12 protein-coding genes are annotated in these 17,901 nt (G+C 35.1%); 7 read left to right on the top strand and 5 right to left on the bottom strand.

The genetic code is table 11. The annotated features are described in order from the left end of the window. From Q0X14_RS15515 to Q0X14_RS15495, 5 genes are all read right to left on the bottom strand, one after another. A complete protein-coding gene (locus Q0X14_RS15515; protein WP_297840659.1) occupies positions 1-720 on the bottom strand; it encodes a hypothetical protein in 720 nt (239 codons plus the stop codon). Between the two features lie 10 nt (positions 721-730). Further along, on the bottom strand, positions 731-1,681 hold the full coding sequence (locus Q0X14_RS15510) for a PorV/PorQ family protein (RefSeq protein ID WP_297840656.1): 951 nt from the start codon (positions 1,679-1,681) through the stop codon (positions 731-733). Between the two features lie 5 nt (positions 1,682-1,686). Then, on the bottom strand, positions 1,687-3,675 hold the full coding sequence (locus Q0X14_RS15505) for a hypothetical protein (protein ID WP_297840654.1): 1,989 nt from the start codon (positions 3,673-3,675) through the stop codon (positions 1,687-1,689). 2 nt (positions 3,676-3,677) lie between these two features. Next, positions 3,678-6,662, bottom strand: coding sequence for a TonB-dependent receptor (locus Q0X14_RS15500; RefSeq protein WP_297840652.1), 2,985 nt, complete (start codon positions 6,660-6,662; stop codon positions 3,678-3,680). A 98-nt stretch (positions 6,663-6,760) separates the two neighbouring features. Next, entirely contained in the window at positions 6,761-8,170 is a 1,410-nt protein-coding gene (locus Q0X14_RS15495; protein ID WP_297840648.1) for a T9SS type A sorting domain-containing protein, read from the bottom strand. Between the two features lie 152 nt (positions 8,171-8,322). Here Q0X14_RS15495 and Q0X14_RS15490 point away from each other — a divergent pair, with 152 nt between their 5' ends. The 7 genes from Q0X14_RS15490 to Q0X14_RS15460 all read left to right on the top strand — a co-directional run bounded on the left by Q0X14_RS15490 (position 8,323) and on the right by Q0X14_RS15460 (position 17,862). After that, the gene (locus tag Q0X14_RS15490) at positions 8,323-9,798 is read left to right on the top strand and encodes a citrate transporter (RefSeq protein ID WP_297840645.1); all 1,476 of its coding nucleotides are present in this window, start codon (positions 8,323-8,325) and stop codon (positions 9,796-9,798) included. 145 nt (positions 9,799-9,943) lie between these two features. Further along, positions 9,944-12,097 carry a hydantoinase/oxoprolinase family protein gene (locus Q0X14_RS15485; RefSeq protein ID WP_297840642.1) on the top strand — a complete coding sequence of 718 codons (2,154 nt, stop codon included), beginning with the start codon at positions 9,944-9,946 and terminating at the stop codon, positions 12,095-12,097. Then, a complete protein-coding gene (locus Q0X14_RS15480) occupies positions 12,094-13,002 on the top strand; it encodes an FAD-dependent oxidoreductase (RefSeq protein WP_297840639.1) in 909 nt (302 codons plus the stop codon). Before Q0X14_RS15485 ends, Q0X14_RS15480 begins: the two co-directional genes overlap by 4 nt. After that, positions 12,992-13,681 (top strand): N-acetylmannosamine-6-phosphate 2-epimerase, encoded by a 690-nt coding sequence (locus Q0X14_RS15475; protein ID WP_297840637.1) that lies wholly within the window; start codon positions 12,992-12,994, stop codon positions 13,679-13,681. The genes Q0X14_RS15480 and Q0X14_RS15475 overlap by 11 nt, the downstream gene beginning before the upstream one ends. Positions 13,682-13,690: 9 nt before the next feature. Beyond that, a complete protein-coding gene (locus Q0X14_RS15470; RefSeq protein ID WP_297840635.1) occupies positions 13,691-15,010 on the top strand; it encodes an FAD-dependent oxidoreductase in 1,320 nt (439 codons plus the stop codon). Then, positions 15,007-16,413 (top strand): phosphoglucomutase, encoded by a 1,407-nt coding sequence (locus Q0X14_RS15465; RefSeq protein WP_297840633.1) that lies wholly within the window; start codon positions 15,007-15,009, stop codon positions 16,411-16,413. Before Q0X14_RS15470 ends, Q0X14_RS15465 begins: the two co-directional genes overlap by 4 nt. Before the next feature lie 81 nt (positions 16,414-16,494). Further along, positions 16,495-17,862 (top strand): hypothetical protein, encoded by a 1,368-nt coding sequence (locus tag Q0X14_RS15460; RefSeq protein ID WP_297840630.1) that lies wholly within the window; start codon positions 16,495-16,497, stop codon positions 17,860-17,862. Positions 17,863-17,901: the final 39 nt, after the last annotated feature.

The raw sequence follows: 17,901 nt of genomic DNA, 5'->3' as shown, positions 1-17,901 counted from the left end.
TCAGTACTTGAATGATAATCCCAGATTGAAAGAAAATTCGCTGCTGAAAGGAAACATATCATATCCCACTGTGCCTTCAGTCTCAAACATTTTTACATAGTATGAAGATGCTGTTATATCAAGATAGCTTAAAAGGTTGTATGTAACATCCAAACCAAATTTGCTAAAGAATGGATTTCCTTTTTTATCAGGTGCAAAATTCCTGAAGGAATAAGTTAAAGTGTAACCGGCATCAGGAAATTTTTTAGACCAGGTTTCAGTAGCGAACATTCGTCTTGTATAAAAATAAACTCCTCCACCAACTGATGGAGTAATAATTAAATCATCAGTTAACTGAAAATCGTAGTTGAGCAAAAGAATAGCAGGTATCAAATCCATTTTCTGGATTGCACCAATCTCCACTGAAAGATTTGGATCAGCATTTAAATCAGATATAATTTTGGGATAATATCTTGCTGTCCAGAAATCCCAGTTCCATGTTTTTAAAACATCAGGTTCATTCAATGAGTAAAGCTTATAACCTGAAGAGAAAGTAAGATTAAAATTATCTATCAGATTCACTTTAACCGAAACCAGTGCGCCCAGAGAATTTGCTTTTGTAATTTGTAATCTTTTATCCTGAGCAAAAGAATAATCAGAAACTAAGGTTATGTTTTTTATCTGTGCAAAAGAAAAGCAGCTGAAAATACTAATAAATAATATTGAAAATATTTTCTTCATTTTACTTCTCTCAATACAAACCAAGTTGAAGAGTAAATCTCAAAACATTACCAAGTCTTCCGTAATCCACAAAAGAAAAATCAGCAATAACCGGCAGACTTATTCCGGGATTCAATCCAACACCGAATGAAAAAGTTTCTTCGTCATAGAAAAATTTATATCCTGCACGAAGTATAATCATCTCATTCCATCCTATTTCAGTTCCGATATTAACTCTTTCATCTGCATCAGTTGGATGTAGAGCTTCGGCTGTAAGTGTTATTCTGTATTCAGAATCTTTTTGACCGATTAGTTCTGCAGCAGCTCCAAGTCTGAGCATTATTGGCATTTTGAATTCATCAGCAATAAATTTTGAATTTGTTCCGAAGTTTTGAAGACTTGCAGCAATCCGAAGAGAGCCAAGTCCGGTATAATATAAAACTCCTCCATCCAACAAAAAGTTATTTGCTTTGTAAACATCTATTTTCTCTTCGACATATTTTGCTACTAATCCAAACGAAAATCTATCAGTCAGCATTTTTGAAAAACCTAATCCGAGTGAAACAGAATTTGCATCAAATGAACCAAGTATATTATAAACCCGTTGACCACCACCAGCAACCGTTCTGGGCATTGAACCGTAATCGAGCATAACTACTCCAACTGCAAACACACCAAGGTCTGATTTGAATGAATAGCTGGAAGCATAGTGTTTAGTATCAGCAAACCAACCTGAATATGATGCAGAAAATGAGTGAGTCAGTTCTGTAAAACCAATGGAGGCAGGATTAGTGAAAATTCCTTGTGAATTCATATCAGAAAGAGCAATTGAAGATTCACCAAGTGCTGCTGTTCTGGCTGTAACCGGAATTTCCAAAAATGCAAAGCCTGCTGTTGCAGTTTTCTTAAAGTCTTGTGCAAAGACAAACGAAGAAACAAATAAAGAAACCAGTAATGATATTTTAATTAAACTCTTTGCCATAAATTTTATCTCACTATTGCGAACTTTCCGATTTTAGTTCCGCCATTAAACTCAGCGTGGAAAATATAAACGCCGCTTTCAACAAATTGTCCAAAGTCAGTAACCTGATCCCACGAAACTATTGCTCCATCACCTTCCTTAACATCAATTGTTTTAACCAAATCTCCGCGCACAGTATAAATTCTTATAGTACAAGGATTAGGTAAATTAACAAACTGAATTTTATCCTGCTCACCCGGTTGTGAAAATCCTTCTCCGATTACAAAAGGATTTGGTACAACCAGAATATCTTCCAGATTATCTCTTGGTGGTAGTGTTGCAGTAAAGGGTATCTGCAAACGATTAGCAAAAATTGAAGTTTCAAGACCTTGAGTATCAAACGAAGTCAGAGCATAATAATATCTTTGTCCAATCGTTACCAAACTATCAACATAGGTATAAGTATTGCCTTCCAGATAATTAATATCACCTTTTGTAACGGTATCGATTGCAATCCAGGGACCAATAGGTAAAAAATCAGAGCGATAGATTATATAACCAACTAAATCAAAATTACCATTATCAGGATCCGGAATTGCTTCTTTGTCATTGTTCCATTTAATAATATTTGCAACAGATTGACTTTCGCGATTATAATCAACTATAAAGTCTGGTGCAGCAGGTGGATCATTATGATTGAATCCATTGTCATAAGTCTGTTGTGCACGGTCTGCTGAAGCGAAAAATGCATTCCGTGTATCACGATTAATTATATTAACAGGATTGTTCTGAGGGTCAATTGCCTGCTTGTAGTCAACTCCATCAACAATCTCAGCAATAACAATTCTGATAGAATCGCCGGGCAATATATCATAAGGTCCAAGTTGCATCAGTGACCACATTCTGGAACGGGTCATAAAAACTGTATCTGTTGAACTTGAAACAAAATTTGCAGCAAGACGAATATCTTTAACAAAATCATACTGAGCTTCAAGCGAGCCGATGTTTGTAAGTGGTCCACTGAGGTCTATTGAATTACTCGCAGCCGACCAACCATATCTTACAACATTAGACTGTATTCCGTTTTTATCCGGTGAAGAATATAAAAGTTTAATGCCTGCAAAAGCCGGTGCAAGATATTCGCCGGTTGGTCTTCCGTTTATTGTGGGACCAAATGCCGGTGAGTAACCAAAGTCCTCATTTAATCCCGGAGTTTCGGGATAATCTGCTGCTCTTCCATATAGTAATCTTCTGGCTGAATTATAGAAAAACTGTGTGTTGCGGGCACCGGGTGAAAGCGAAGGAAAAAGCACCGACCATGATCTTGAATTACTATGAATTCCGTAATTTATCACTGCATAAAAATCAAAAAGTGTATCAGCAACAAAACGCGTTGGAGGAACAATATTTTTTATCTCAGGTGAGATATTTTTTATTATGTACTCGTGAATTATATAATTCTCATCGGCTTTTGATCCACTCCATTGATGTGAAGTTCTCCTTACTCTTATCGGAAGCATTCTTTTGATCTGAAATTCATCTGTGTAGTCAGTATTATATTCCCAGATTGTTTCAATCACTTCTTCACCAGCATTGGGATTGGACTGCAACCAATGATTTGCACCATTTGGATAGACTCTTCTATGAGTTTTCACTCTGTATTTAGCTCCGGCTCCTTCAGCAACCGAACCAGCATACATTGACCATTCTTCAACTGAAAGAATACTATCCTGAGTCCATTTTGTTCCAACAATCAAACCACCAGAAACAAGATGTGATGCTTGTCCACCAATATTATCACTGATAAGACTTGCATCAAATCCGGGCCAATCTAATCCAATGCCTCTTTGTGTCCAGTTACTAAATTGCGGACCGACTTTTCCAAACTGAACTGTTTGCCAGAGTTTACCGCGATTAAATATCAGTGATGATGATTCAATCTGAGCGAATACTATTATTGGATTTACCGATAGAATAAAAAGTAAAATGAAAAATAAATTTATTTTATACTTCATAATTAAAATCCGAAACCTACTGTAAAGAAAACCTGTCTTGGAATATTACTGAATGCACGATAAGGTGCAACCAAATAACTAAATCTGTTAGGATTGTTTCCGGCATCCATCATAGTTACACCTTGTTCTACCCACAGATTTATATCATCATTCGTTGACATTGGTGTAATCCATTTATTATCAAACAAATTCATTACTCTTATTCCAATCAAAAGCTTATATGAACCGAAATAAATATTTTTGATAAAATTTATATCAACACTTGATTCAATCGGATAGCGACGATTATTGACAACATCTCTAAGTCCAAAATCCGTGATATAAGTAAAAGGAACACCAGATTGTGCAGTGTAAGTCATACTAAGAGAAGCATCAGCAAGGGGCTTAACTCCAAATAATTCAGGACCTTCATCTTTATCCCAAAAGTATTGAACTAATGTTCTGAGATTATGAGTTCTATCCCACGAAGCCAAAAATTCACCGGTAAAGTTTCTTGTTGAATAACCCCGTGTATTGTCAGGATAAACTATCGAAGCGCCATAGTTTCCTGTTGTAGTTTGGGATAAGCTGTAACTAATTCTGTATGACCAGTTTTTCGTTCCAAAAGATTCAAGCGTTGCTTCAAAGCCAAGCGTTGAACCGAAAGCATTGTTGGCATAAGATAAGTAATAATAAAGTGGTGTGTTATCAACTGTAAATCCTGCAAACTGATTTCTGCTTCCGGTATAAGCAGCAATATTTCTTGAACCGATTTGTGTTACACGATCATTGTAATAAACAGCAAAATCCAGTCTGTTGCTTTCTCCAATAGTTTGTTGTAATCCGAATTCATACTGGATTGTTTTTTTTGGTTCAAGATTAGGATTTCCTATTCCCTGCCATCCAACCCAGGTTTTATTTGAAAGTGCCTGAGAAAAAATTGGCATTGAAGCAAAATGTCCATACTGAATTCTGAATGCTGTACTTTCTCCGATTGGAAATGAAACACCTACTCTTGGAAGGAAAATATATTTGGTTTCTGAATCTTTAGTTTCCGGATTTCCTATTACTCCGGGACCATCTGTTCCCGGATACAAAACATTAAATGGATCAACCGGCACTCTTGCCTGAAAATTATAAGCTTCGGCTCTCAGTCCGATGTTAGCAATCATTCCTTCAAATTCCATTCTGTCCTGAACATAAAATCCTAAACTTATTGGATAAGCTTTATAGTAATCAGCAAAACCATTTCGCGCAACAAAACTATTTGCCTGAAAACTTGAATTAACTCCATTATTTATCATATCCCAATAATTAAACGACAAACCGGATTTAATCAAATGATTTTGATTAATCTGATTGGTATAGTCGAATCTTAATCCATAGTTTTCAGTACGGCTATCCTGATAATAATTTGTACTGAAACTAAATGGTGCTCTGAAGAAATCTTTTTCCCACCAGCTTCCTTCTCTTAAAACAGTTCCGCTTGGATCTTTTGAACTATCTGCTCTGTCAACTTCTAAACCGTAACCTGCAAGATATTTAAATGGCAATTCATACTTTTCCTGCTGATGTGTTAAGATCAATTCAGAAAAGGAAGTATTACTTATTGTATAAACCCAATTAAGAGTCTGAGCAATTGTCTGTTCATTTCTTACTGGATCAATTGTTACAAGATATTTTGTTGAAACTCCAGGTGGAGTAAATGCAAGTCCTGACCATCTTATATCTGAAGAGCCAGACCATATTCCGCCAAGATAACTCTGATAGCTTCCCATAAATCTAAACTTATGTTGCGGGAACGGCTGATAAGTCATATTCAAAATATAGTTTTGAGTTACCTGTACTTTTTCAGGAGTAGGAAGTCTGGTTGGATTTCTTTTGTACTCTCCTGAAATGTAAAACTTAAGAATGTTTGGATCTTTCCCGAGTGGACCACCAAATCCAAACAAATAACGCTGATAAGAATATTGTCTGTAATCATAAACTCCGAGAACATTATCTTCAGAAGGTTCGTGATTTTTTACCCAAAGATCGTAAGCCCATTTTATTTCTCTTTCAACAAGTTGATTGTATGTATCAGGATCATTGTCTTTATACCATTGATATCTTATATCAAGTTTTAATTCTGAAGCAATTTCATTTTTTCGCGCCATCCAGTTTTCAAGTTTTCCCCACTTCTGCCATTCCCAATTATTTTTATCATAGATATAAGGTCCATAATGGTATTGTCCTGAAGGTCTGTATTCTACCCGGAATTCACCGGTAAAACGAGGAGCACCTTCTTTCAAGACAACTTTTACAACACCTGCCTGAGCATTTCCGTATTCAGCAGAAAAGCCACCTGTTATTAACTGTAATTGTTGAACACCTAAAGGATTGACATCATATTTCCATGAATTATCAGACTTCTCAGTTCCGAAAGTTGCAGGTGCACTGGTGTTGGAGCTCATTTGCTCAACACCATTAATCTGAAAATTAACTTCATAAGAGGATGAACCACGAACCGAATAATTTCCCTTCTGATCTTTCTGAAATCCGGAAGTTAAATCAAGTGCTCCTCTTAATCCTTCAATTGGTGCTGCCTGAATTTGTTTATCGTCAATGTGTGATTGACTTGATGTTCTGTCTTTAATAATCGGTGGTCTTTTGGCAACTACCACTACCTGGTCAAGTTGAACAGTTTCATCTGATAGTTTAAGATTTATCTGAGTTGTCCGATCAATGAAGATTTCAACATTCTTTTCGATAACTTTTGTGTAGCCAACCATGCTTGCAACAACATTATATTTGCCCGGAGCGATGTTAAGAATTATAAATCGTCCTTCGGCATTTGTTGCAGCGCCAATATTAGTACCTTCTAATAAAACATTTGCACCGATCAGAGGTTCACCGGTATTTGCGTCAGTTATTGTTCCGACTAATTTGCCAGTTTGTCCCTGGGAAAGAATAACAGAGTTGAATAGTAAAAAAATCAAAATGATTTTATTTAATAGAATGTGTTTCATATTTAAGTTGATTGGTATTTTCAACTCATTAAATCAATCAAAAAATTTCCCTGTGGTCATTTATGGACCACAGGTATTAAACTCTCCAACAGAATAACTTATCGGAGAAGTAACATTTTTCTGGTTTGCTTAAAATTATCCGTAATTAAACTATAGAAATAAACACCGCTTGGAAGATTAGAAGCATTGAAAGATTTTGTGTATTTCCCAGCGGGCAAATTCTCATCAACAATTGTTGCAACTTCATTTCCCAGAACATCAGTTACAATTAACTTCACATTACTTTGATTTTGTAATGTAAATCTTATCATCGTTGATGGGTTAAAGGGATTCGGATAATTCTGCTCGAGTGAATAATCCAGAATTCCATTGTACTTATCTTCAACAGAAATTAATTGCTTTTCAAATTTAAACGCAGCTCTGGACCACATATCAATTACATAAGCTGTTGAAGCGCTTGGTCCGATTGATACATCACACGGTGAAGTCATCGGAGCACCATTTGGATCAGGAATATCTTCACTGAATTGGCTTGGTAAATCATAGACTTCAAGAGCATTTATTCCATCAATTTCAAATGCTTTTACCCATCGTCTTGTTGAATCAATTCCGGCAACCCACAGAAGTCCGTTTTCATCAACATCAATTCCATAAGGATATGGATCTATAAACTGCAGGAAGAAATCAAAGTCTTCAACTCTGAATGGATCGTAAGTTTGAGGATCATATTGACTACCATTTATCCATTTTGCAATTCCACCGGTAAGCTGAGTTGACGAAATTGAATTTCTTGAAGTATAAAAAGGAACTGTAGTATCTGCATAATTTGCATTTGGTATTAAAGCAACATCTCTGATAAAACTTTTTCCACCCTGATCTGGTCCGCCGGGTTCCATTACATACTGTGGAGGCGGAACATACGAACCATATCCAACAGAGGTCCAACCATAACTAAAGTTATAACATCTGAAAGTTGTACCGAAAGAAATTCCTGTAAATAAAATTGAATCTTTGGAAATGGCTGCTCCGTGGTTATAAGAACCATATCCGCTTCCCTGAATTCCGAACCCATACTTAATAACTTGAGTAGTATCAAAATTTGGATACAGGTAAGTTGCTGATACTGTATTCGGTTGCGTTTTAGGATATGGTTGTGTCGCTACTATATATAGAGTATTACCCAGAACGGTTATACCTCTCAAGAATCCGATATTCCCGGTAAGCGTATCAGAGTCCCCGTTCTCACTAAAGTCAATAAATTTTGTAAAAACAGTATCACCGGGAGCTAACTTATAAATTGCATTATGAGCATTAACATCTAAAAGCCGGGAGGAAATTACCCACAAAGTTCCATCACTTGCTAATGTGGAAAGGTATGGTCTTACGATAAGCGAATCTTCAGGCGGGAAATATAATCTTTGAGTATATCTCCATTCCTCAACCTGAGCAAAAGAAATATTTAAAGTTAAAAGAAAAATGATAAGGACTTTTGGTAAGATGTATTTCATAGCTTCCTCAGATTATTGCTAAATATAAAACTTTTTAATTCCGTGAACTTCTGATTTAAATATAAAAAAAAAATTTTTTTATAAAGAAAATTCTAAAATAATTTTTCCTGAAAGTCGCTTTATTTAAATTTTAACAAACAAAAAAAATCAATATGGAATCAATTCAGGTAATTCTTCTGATAGCAATTTTTCTTTTCTTTGCTCTGATGATGTTCTTCAGGAAGATTCCTGCGTTAATTGCCCTTCCTTTAATGGCTTTTTTTATTTCAATAAGTGGTGGAATTCATTTCAATGATATTATTCAATTCGTAATTGGCGAAGGTTCACTTAAACTATATCAGGCATACACAATTGCAATGTTCGGAAGTATGCTTAGCATTTTAATGCAAAAGACAGGTGTTGCAGAAGCTTTTATTAAAAAAGGTGCCGAACTTTCCGGTGATAATCCGTGGATGATTGCAGTAATAATGTTGCTATTGATTATTTCTTTGTTCACAACTCTTGGTGGATTAGGCGCAATAATTATGGTTGCAACAATCGTACTTCCAATTATGTCTTCAGTCGGAATTGGTCCAATGACTTCTGTGGGAATATTTTTATTTGGACTTAGCATCGGTGGAATTCTTAATGTTGGTAACTGGGCAGTTTATATAAGCGTAATGGGACTTACTGTAAATGAAATCAGACCTTTTGCAATGCTGATGCTCATATCCTCAACTTTAGTAGCAATAAGTTATATAACAATTCAACTTTATAAAGACGGACATCAGATTAACTTCAAAAATATTTTCATCAAATCATCAATCTTGATAATTCTTATTGCAGTTGCTTATTATTCCTACAATTATTTATTAAGCACTGAAGCACAAGATGCAACAAACGCATTCCTCTCAAAGATTGGAAATCTAATCAAATTTTTAGTTGCAGCTTTGATAATTATTCTGTTCGCAATTGCATTCATCAGAATATTACTAAAGAAAAATGAAAATCTTACTCAGCCATACTGGGTTAGTTTCTTCTCTCCATTTCTTCCTTTACTTCTTATACTTTTATTCGATGTGAATTTTATTGCATCTTTTATTCTTGGATTACTCTTTGCTTTTCTTTCAACTTATAAAAAAGGAAGTTTAAATATTTTCATCAAGTCATGTTTTGAAGGTGGTGGAGTTGTAATGCCTGCAGTTGCTTTGATGTTTGGAATCGGAATGTTGCTTGTCGCTATAATGGGTCCAGGAACTCAATTACCGCAATATCCAAATGGCTGGCCTGTACTTAATTTAATTAAACCTCTGATGTTAGAAATTATTCCTTCGAATGCTTTTGCTTATGTTTTAACATTCACTTTAGCAGCTCCACTGGCGCTTTATAGAGGTCCACTTAATGTTTGGGGAATGGGATATGGACTTGCAGCAGTTTTTCTTGCAAGTGGAATGATTCCCGCTTCAGTGATGGGACTATTGATGGCTGTTGGACAAATACAGGGAATTTCTGATCCAACAAATACTCATAATGTGTGGCTTGCAAATGAAATGCGCGTTGATGTTCAAAAAGTTTTATGGAATACAATTCCTTACACATGGTTATTAGCATTTATCGGATTAATTATTTCAGCAATAATGTTTATGTGATGATACATTGAAAGGATTTTATTCGTCATCCTGAACGAAGTGAAGGATCTAATCAAGAGATTCTTCATATCCCGAATAGTCGGGAAACTCAGAATGACAATTACATATTCTCAGTTTATGTTAATAAAAAAGTAAGAATTATTTGATGTCAAGAAAAATTAAAATAGGAATTGATGTCGGCGGTACATTTACTCATGCAGTAGCAGTGGATATTTCAGATTATTCACTGGTTGGAAAATCATGTGTGCCAACAACTCATAAAGCTAAAGAAGGGGTTGCACGTGGAGTTGTTGACTCGATGAAAAATCTTTTGACTGAAAATAATATCCAGCCTGGTGAAGTTGTATTGATTGCTCATTCAACAACTCAGGCAACAAATGCTTTGCTTGAAGGTGATGTTGCTGTTGTTGGAATAATTGGAATGGCAAAAGGAGTTGAAGCGTTTCGGGCAAAGAATGAAATCAATCTTAAAAACATTGAACTTTCACCCGGGAAATTTTTACAAACAAGATTTCGTTTTGTTAATACTTCAAAAGAAATCTCAAAAGTACAAATACAAAAAAGCATTGAAGAACTTTTGAGCGAAGGCGCTCAGGTAATAGTTGCATCAGAAGCATTCGGAGTTGATAATCCTGCAAATGAAGATTTGGTTATTGAAGTTGCTGAGTCAATGAATTTGCTTTGCAGTGCAGCAAGCAGAATTTCAAAATTATATGGACTTCGTGTTCGTACGAGAACTGCCGTGATAAATGCCAGTATGATGCCTAAGATGCTCGAGACTGCAAATATGACCGAGCAGGCAATTCGTGAAAGTGGTGTAAAAGCTCCTTTAATGGTTATGCGTTCAGACGGTGGAATAATGGACATAAACGAAATGCGAAAGCGACCAATCCTTACGATGCTTTCCGGCCCTGCTGCGGGAGTTGCGGCAGCTTTAATGTACGAAAAAGTTTCTGATGGAATTTTTCTTGAAGTCGGTGGAACTTCAACCGATATTTCTGTAATTAAAAATGGTAAACCACAAGTTAAAAGTGCACAGATTGGTGGCAACCGGTTATACTTGCGAACGCTTGATGTTCGCACGCTTGGTATTGCAGGTGGTTCTGTTCCGAGATTTTACAAAAATAAAATTGTTGATGTTGGTCCGAGAAGCGCTCACATAGCTCAGTTAAATTATGTTGCATTCTCAGATGAAGATTTCTCTGATATTGAATTAGAAAAAATTCAACCGCTTGAAAATGATCCTGATGATTATCTCGCTATTAAAATCAAATCATCACAAAATAAATTTACTGTTACACCGACCGAAGCATCGTACATACTAAATCTTGTTGAAGAAAAAGGTCATAGCGAAGGAAACATCAATTCCATTAAGAAATGTTTTTCATCTTTGTCAAAAATTTTTAATAAATCTGAAAATGATTTGGCTGAAGAAATTCTTAAAATCTCCGCGGAAAAAATTAAACCTGTAATTGATCAGTTAATCCGTGAATATAAATTAGACAAAGAATTGGTTGAGTTAGTCGGTGGTGGTGGAGGTGCTTCTGCAATTGTTCCATTCACATCAAAATATCTTAATTATCCTCATCGAATCGCAAAGGATTGTGAAGTAATTTCTGCGATTGGTGCTGCGCTTGGAATGATTCGGGATTCGGTCGAGAAAACAATAATCAATCCGACAGAAAATGATATAATTGCTTTAAGACAGCAGGCATTTGAATCAGTTGTTAAAATGGGTGCTAATCCGGAAACGATTGAAGTAAGCGTTGAGATTGACACAACAAACAAAAAAGTAATCGCCGTTGCAATGGGTTCGAGTGAAATGCGTTCAAAAGAAATTGTTAGTAAAATTTTATCAGAGGAAGAATTGCTTGAGATTGCTTCAAAATCTTTGAGGACTGATAAAAAGAATGTGAATATTTTCTTCAACTCAGATTTCTTCACTGTCTTTAATCTTGAAAAAATTCAGAAGCATTTATTTGGATTGATAAAAGAAGATGTGAACAGTTTCAGAGTAATTGATAAAGAAGGAACAATAAAACTACAATTGCAAAATGCAAAAGGATTGAAAGTAAAAGTAAGTGAAGTAAAATCTTCAATTTCAAAAATAATTTCAGAGTTGACTTCATTTGGAGATGCCGGTGCTTTGGTTCCTGATATTTTCATAATTGCTTCATCACGGATTCTGGATTTTACTGGACTAATAAACGAGACTCAAATTACTTCGTTATCAGAATTTGAGCTTTCTAAAATTTCGCAAGATGAATCTGTTGTAATTTTAGCTTCGCAAAAGAAATGAAAGTAATTGACAAGAAATATGATTTCATAATTTATCCTGCTAACCTTGTTGGCTGCGTTACTGCAATTCAAAAATCAAATGAAGGTGCAGAAGTTTTGTTGCTCAACAACTACGGATTTCCCGGTGGAGAAGTTACACATAGTCTTTGTTGTAATCAGTTTATAAATGAAGAATTGCTTTCCGGTATAACTCTTAAAATTTATAATCAGATTGTTGAAGAAAGACACGGATTATTTTACAAATATCAGAATCAGGTTGTGATGAATCCTGAATCTGTAAAATATGTTTTACAACAAAACCTTGAACGAAGTAAAGTTGATTTATTGTTTCATGTTGTTCCGTTCAAATTAAAAGACGGGAAAGTTTTCAATCAGATTCATCTTTCCGCAAAGGAAGGTGAGCTTGTTTATTCAGCAAAAAAAATTATTGATTGCAGTGAGAACTTTTCACTGATGAAACTTCTGGGGATAAAAAGAGAATTAATCAAAGCTAATTTCAATTTGTTTGTAAGTAAATCCGGCAATAATGGTTTTAACATTGATTTATCGAGAGATGAGGAAGTTATTAATCACAAAGCTGTTGAAAAATTTGTACAACTATTTGATTTAAGATTCTGGGTTTCATTAAACATTCCGATTGAAAGTCAGGAACTTTTTCTTGAGAATGAAGCGCAAAAAATCCTTAATGATTACGAAATTTATCTGTTGACAAAAGGCGCGAGAGTTCAGCTTATAGCACCACAGACTTATAGACTATATAAATCCGAAACATTACCGGATTTTAATGAAGATATCTTTCATACTAATTCATTGATTAATGAAAATTTTGGAATCGAACATAATTTCATAAAATCGTCTTTAATCGAAAAAGCACTTAAAGAAAAAGTAAATCAAAATGTTAAATGAATTAATAGAAAAGCTTAAAGGACAATTGATTGTATCGTGTCAGGCAGAAGGTGATTCCCCTTTCAACTCGCCGGAAGGAATTACAATGTTTGCCAAAGCAGCTATTATGGGCGGTGCGGCTGCTATTCGTTCAGAGGGAATAGAAAAAACAAAAATGATAATTGAACAAACTCAGGTTCCTGTAATTGGTTTAATCAAATCAAAGTTTAAAGATGCTTCAGTTAGGATTACAGGAAGCTTAAAGGATGTAGAAGATTTAATTTCAATCGGAACACACATCATTGCAATTGATGGAACTTTCAGAAAAAGAGAGAACCTTACCGGACCCGAATTTATAAAAAAAGTAAAAGCTGATTTTAATTGTCTGGTAATGGCTGATATCGCAAAAGAAGATGAAGCAATTGCCTGTGCTGAAGTTGGTGCTGATTTTGTTTCGACAACTTTAAATGGTTACACACCTGAAACAGCCGGTGATAAAATTAAATCGCCAAATTTTGAATTAGTAAAATCATTAGTTAATAAGATTAAAACTCCCGTTATTGCTGAAGGAAGAATCAATACTCCGCAAGATGCAAAAAGAATGATTGAGTTGGGGGCATTTGCAGTTGTAGTGGGAACAGCAATTACTCGTCCGCATATTGTTACAAGCTGGTTTGTTGAAGCGATGAAAAAAGTTTAGCAAAAAAAAATGAAAAACATAAAACTTAAATATGATATAATTGTAGCAGGTGCTGGGATTGCCGGAATTAGCGCTGCAGTAAAAGCTGCAAGACTTGGAGCTTCTGTTCTGTTAGTTGAGCACTATGGATTTGTGGGTGGAATGTCCACTGCTGGAATGGTCTCTCCTTTTATGAAACACAAAGTAAATGATGAAACTTTAGTTCGTGGAATTTTTGAAGATATAGAAAATGAAATGATAAACAGAAAAGGAATGATTGATAATGGATTTTATGCTTCATCTTTTCGTGCCTCAGCTTTTAATTTACTGAATGATGCTAATTCAACAGTGCTTCTCAATGCCCAGATTAACGAAGTGATAAAAGAACAGAATAATATTAAAGCGATAAAAGTTTTAGTAAACGGTGAAGAGATAACCATCGAAGCTGATGTATTTATTGACACAACCGGCGATGCACAACTTGTTTACCTCGGAGATTTCCCCTGGGTAAAAGGCGATGAGAAAACAGGCAAACTTCAGGCACTAACTCTCTTTTTCAGAATGGCAGGCATTGATGTTAAAACAGTGACTGAATATGCAAAGCAGCATAAAGAAGATTTCTTCGATTGGATGGAATATGATTTTGACTTTAGTAAAATAATTTCTATAGCAGGATTTTTCTCTTTCGTTAAAAGAGCAATTGCTCAAAAGAAACTTCAGGAAGATATTCAATACATATTCTTTACAACTTTACCGGATTCAGGCGAAGGTTCATTCAACACATCCAACATACTTGGAATTGATGGTTCTACATCTGAAGATCTTACAAAAGCAGAACTGCTTGGAAGAAATCAGGTTCATCAGGTTGTTAAATTGTTACAGGATGAGGTTCCGGGTTTTGAAAACGCAATACTACTTGAAACTGCTGTGCAAGTTGGTGTGAGAGAAACCCGACGCGCAATTGGTGATTATATTGTTACAGGTGACGACATAAAGTTTGCTCACAAATTTGATGATGCGATTGCAAGGGGTTGTTACGGAATTGATATTCACGGACAAAAGGATGAAGATAGCCGAATGGAACATCTTCCCGAAGGTGATTACTATGAAATTCCTCTTCGGGCTTTAATTGTGAAAGACGCTGAAAATCTTCTTGTTGCAGGTCGCTGTATTTCTTCAACCCGTGAAGGTCACAGTGCATTAAGAATTCAGCCTACATCTGCTGCAACTGGTGAAGCTTGTGGTGCATTGGCATATCTTGCCGTAAAACAGAAAAAGAAAATTCGTGAAATAAATTTCAAAGAAGTTCAGAAACTTGTTGAAGAAAATATATCGAAGAGAAATTTATGAACATTTTTTTTGGAACTGATGGCTGGCGTGGTTTACTCGATAAAGAAGTAAATGAACAATCAATTTCTATTGTTGCTCAGGCATTTGCAGACTATCTGAATGAAAATAATAATGAAAATTCAGTTGCAATTGGATTTGATGGAAGAAAAAATTCACAACTCTTTGCAAAAATCTTTGCTGAAGTTCTTTCAGGCAATAAAGTAAAAGTTTTTTTATCCGACAGAGTAATTCCAACTCCGGTTCTTTCTTTTACTGTAAAGAATAAATCTCTTTCTGCCGGTGTGATGATCACTGCTTCACACAACCCGCCAGAGTATAACGGAGTAAAGTTCAAAGCAAGTTACGGCGGACCATTTCTTACTGAGGAAACTGCTAAAGTTGAAAAACTTCTTAACAAAAATTTAATACGAAGAAATAATCTAATCACACAGGAAAATTTTCTGATAGATTATTTTAATCATTTAGAAAAGTTAATTGATTTTGAACTTATAAGAACTGCGCGACTAAACGTTTTAATTGATTCGATGGGTGGTGCCGGAGCAGATTATCTCGAGCGAATTTTACTTGCTCATAATATTCCGGCTAAAACTATTTATCAGTTACCCGATGAAAAATTCTTTGGAAGATTAGCCGAACCAATTGAAAAAAATCTCAAACCGCTTTCAGAAGAATTAAAACAAGGTAATTATTCAATTGGAGTTGCAACAGATGGTGATGCAGACCGTTGCGGCGTAATGCTTGATGATGGCAGCTGGCTGAGTGCTCAGGAAACAATTTTGTTGCTCGCTGATTTTTGTGTGAATATAAAAAAGTATCGCGGCAACATTATTAAAACTTCAAGTGTTACTGATAAGCTTAAAACATTTTTCGAGACAAAACAGAGAAAAGTTATTGATGTTCAGGTTGGATTTAAATACATCACTGAAGTTATGATTAAACAAAATATTGCTTTTGGTTGCGAGGAAAGCGGCGGATTTGGTTATGGCGTTCATATTCCTGAAAGAGATGGAATTCTTTCATCATTATTTATGATTGAAATGCTTGCTCATTCCGGTTTTAATAAGCTTAGCGAGTATGTTCATCATAAAAGAAAAACTTTCGGAGAAATCTTTTACGACAGAATTGATTTGAGTTACGATAAACCTGACAGAAATGATTTGCTTCCGGAACTTTATAAAAAATATTTAGATAAAATTTCTGAATTCAGAGTAGTTTTTGTTAAACCATTTTACAGCAGCAGAAATGTAATAAATGGTTTAAAGTTTTTCCTTGAAGGAAATAACAGATGGCTGTTGATAAGATCATCAGAAACAGAACCGATCGTGAGAATCTATGCTGAAGGACAGAGCACTGATGAAGTAAAACAATTTCTGGAGTTTGGAAAAAATATTTTGAATAAATGATTCTGTCATTCCGAACTTGTTTCGGAATCTCAAAGAAAAATAAGATCCTGAAACAAGTTCAGGATGACTTATGATAATATTATGAAAAAGAAATTCGCAAATAAAAAAGAAGCAAAACAACTTATCTCAAAACTTGGTGATGAGTTTGCCGTTGTAAAAAATCCCGGATACATTCATCCTGAGTATGAGCTTTATCCGCTTGCAAAGAAAATCCGCAAAACAAATAAGCTTGTTGCTGCGGTTATGGATATGGACGGAACGACTACAACAACGGAAGTTCTTTGCATTCATTCACTCGAGTTTATGATTCGCAAATTTTCCGGAAGAATGAATAAAACCATCTGGCAGGGGCTTACAGAAAAGGATTATCCGCATATAATCGGAAACAGCACAACAAAGCATGTTGAGTATCTAATTTCAACTTATTCAAAATCATTCAAGAAAAATGAGATAATAAAATCTTTCCTGTTCGCAGCTGTTTGGACAATATTTTTCGGAAAAGATCAGCAGCGAAAAGATGAAGTGCTTTTGAATTTAAAATCTTTTAGTTGTCAGGATTTAATTGATGATCCTTTCATTAGGAAGTTTAAAAATATCAATGCACTTGTTGATGAAGACAAAGAACAAATCTCAGAATATCTTTTTAACAAATACAAAAATCATTTTAACACATTTGGCTTCAGTGATTATGTTCGATTAGGAATTGATGTTTACTATCAGCGTTATCACGAAATACTGGAAAGAATTCGTTTGGGTGAAAGCCGCTTTATTGCGGAAGAATTATTCAACGATGCAAATAAACATCTGATCGAGGCAATGCCCGGAATAGCAGTCTTCCTTCCGATGATTAAGGGAATGATTACTGAACATCAGGAACTGTTTTATGATTATCTCATTAAATCTTATGAACATAAAACCGGAAAAACATTAAGCAATAAAAAAATTGAGAGTGCACGAAAATATTTTTATTCGCTTTGTAATCATTTTCAGAAGTTACCGATGAAGACAGCAATTGTTACTTCATCAATTTTTTATGAAGCCGATATAGTTTTAAGAGAAGTGTTCAAAGTTATTTGCAGCGAATTGAATAATCTTCTGCCGGATTCAGATTTTAAGAGAAATCTGATTGAGAAATTTTCTGATTATAATTTGTATTACGATGCAGTTGTAACTGCCAGTGACTCAAGTGAAATAAGACTGAAACCTCATAGAGATTTGTACAGCATTGCTTTATACAAATTAAATATTCCAAAAAATGATTTCGACAAAGTAATTGGATTTGAAGATAGCGAAAGCGGAACAATTGCAATTCGTGCAGCGGGAATTGGTTTATGTGTTGCTGTTCCGTTTACACAAACAAGCGGACATAACTTTAAAGCGGCTTCTTACATTTGTAAAGGCGGAATCCCAGAAGTTATTTTGAAGCATAATTTGTTTATACAATACTAGATTTGTCACTCTGAACGAAGTGAAGAGTCTTTTATCAAA

The organism is Ignavibacterium sp. (assembly GCF_025998815.1).
Lineage (GTDB): Bacteria > Bacteroidota > Ignavibacteria > Ignavibacteriales > Ignavibacteriaceae > Ignavibacterium.
This window is presented reverse-complemented; position numbering and strand designations above follow the sequence as displayed.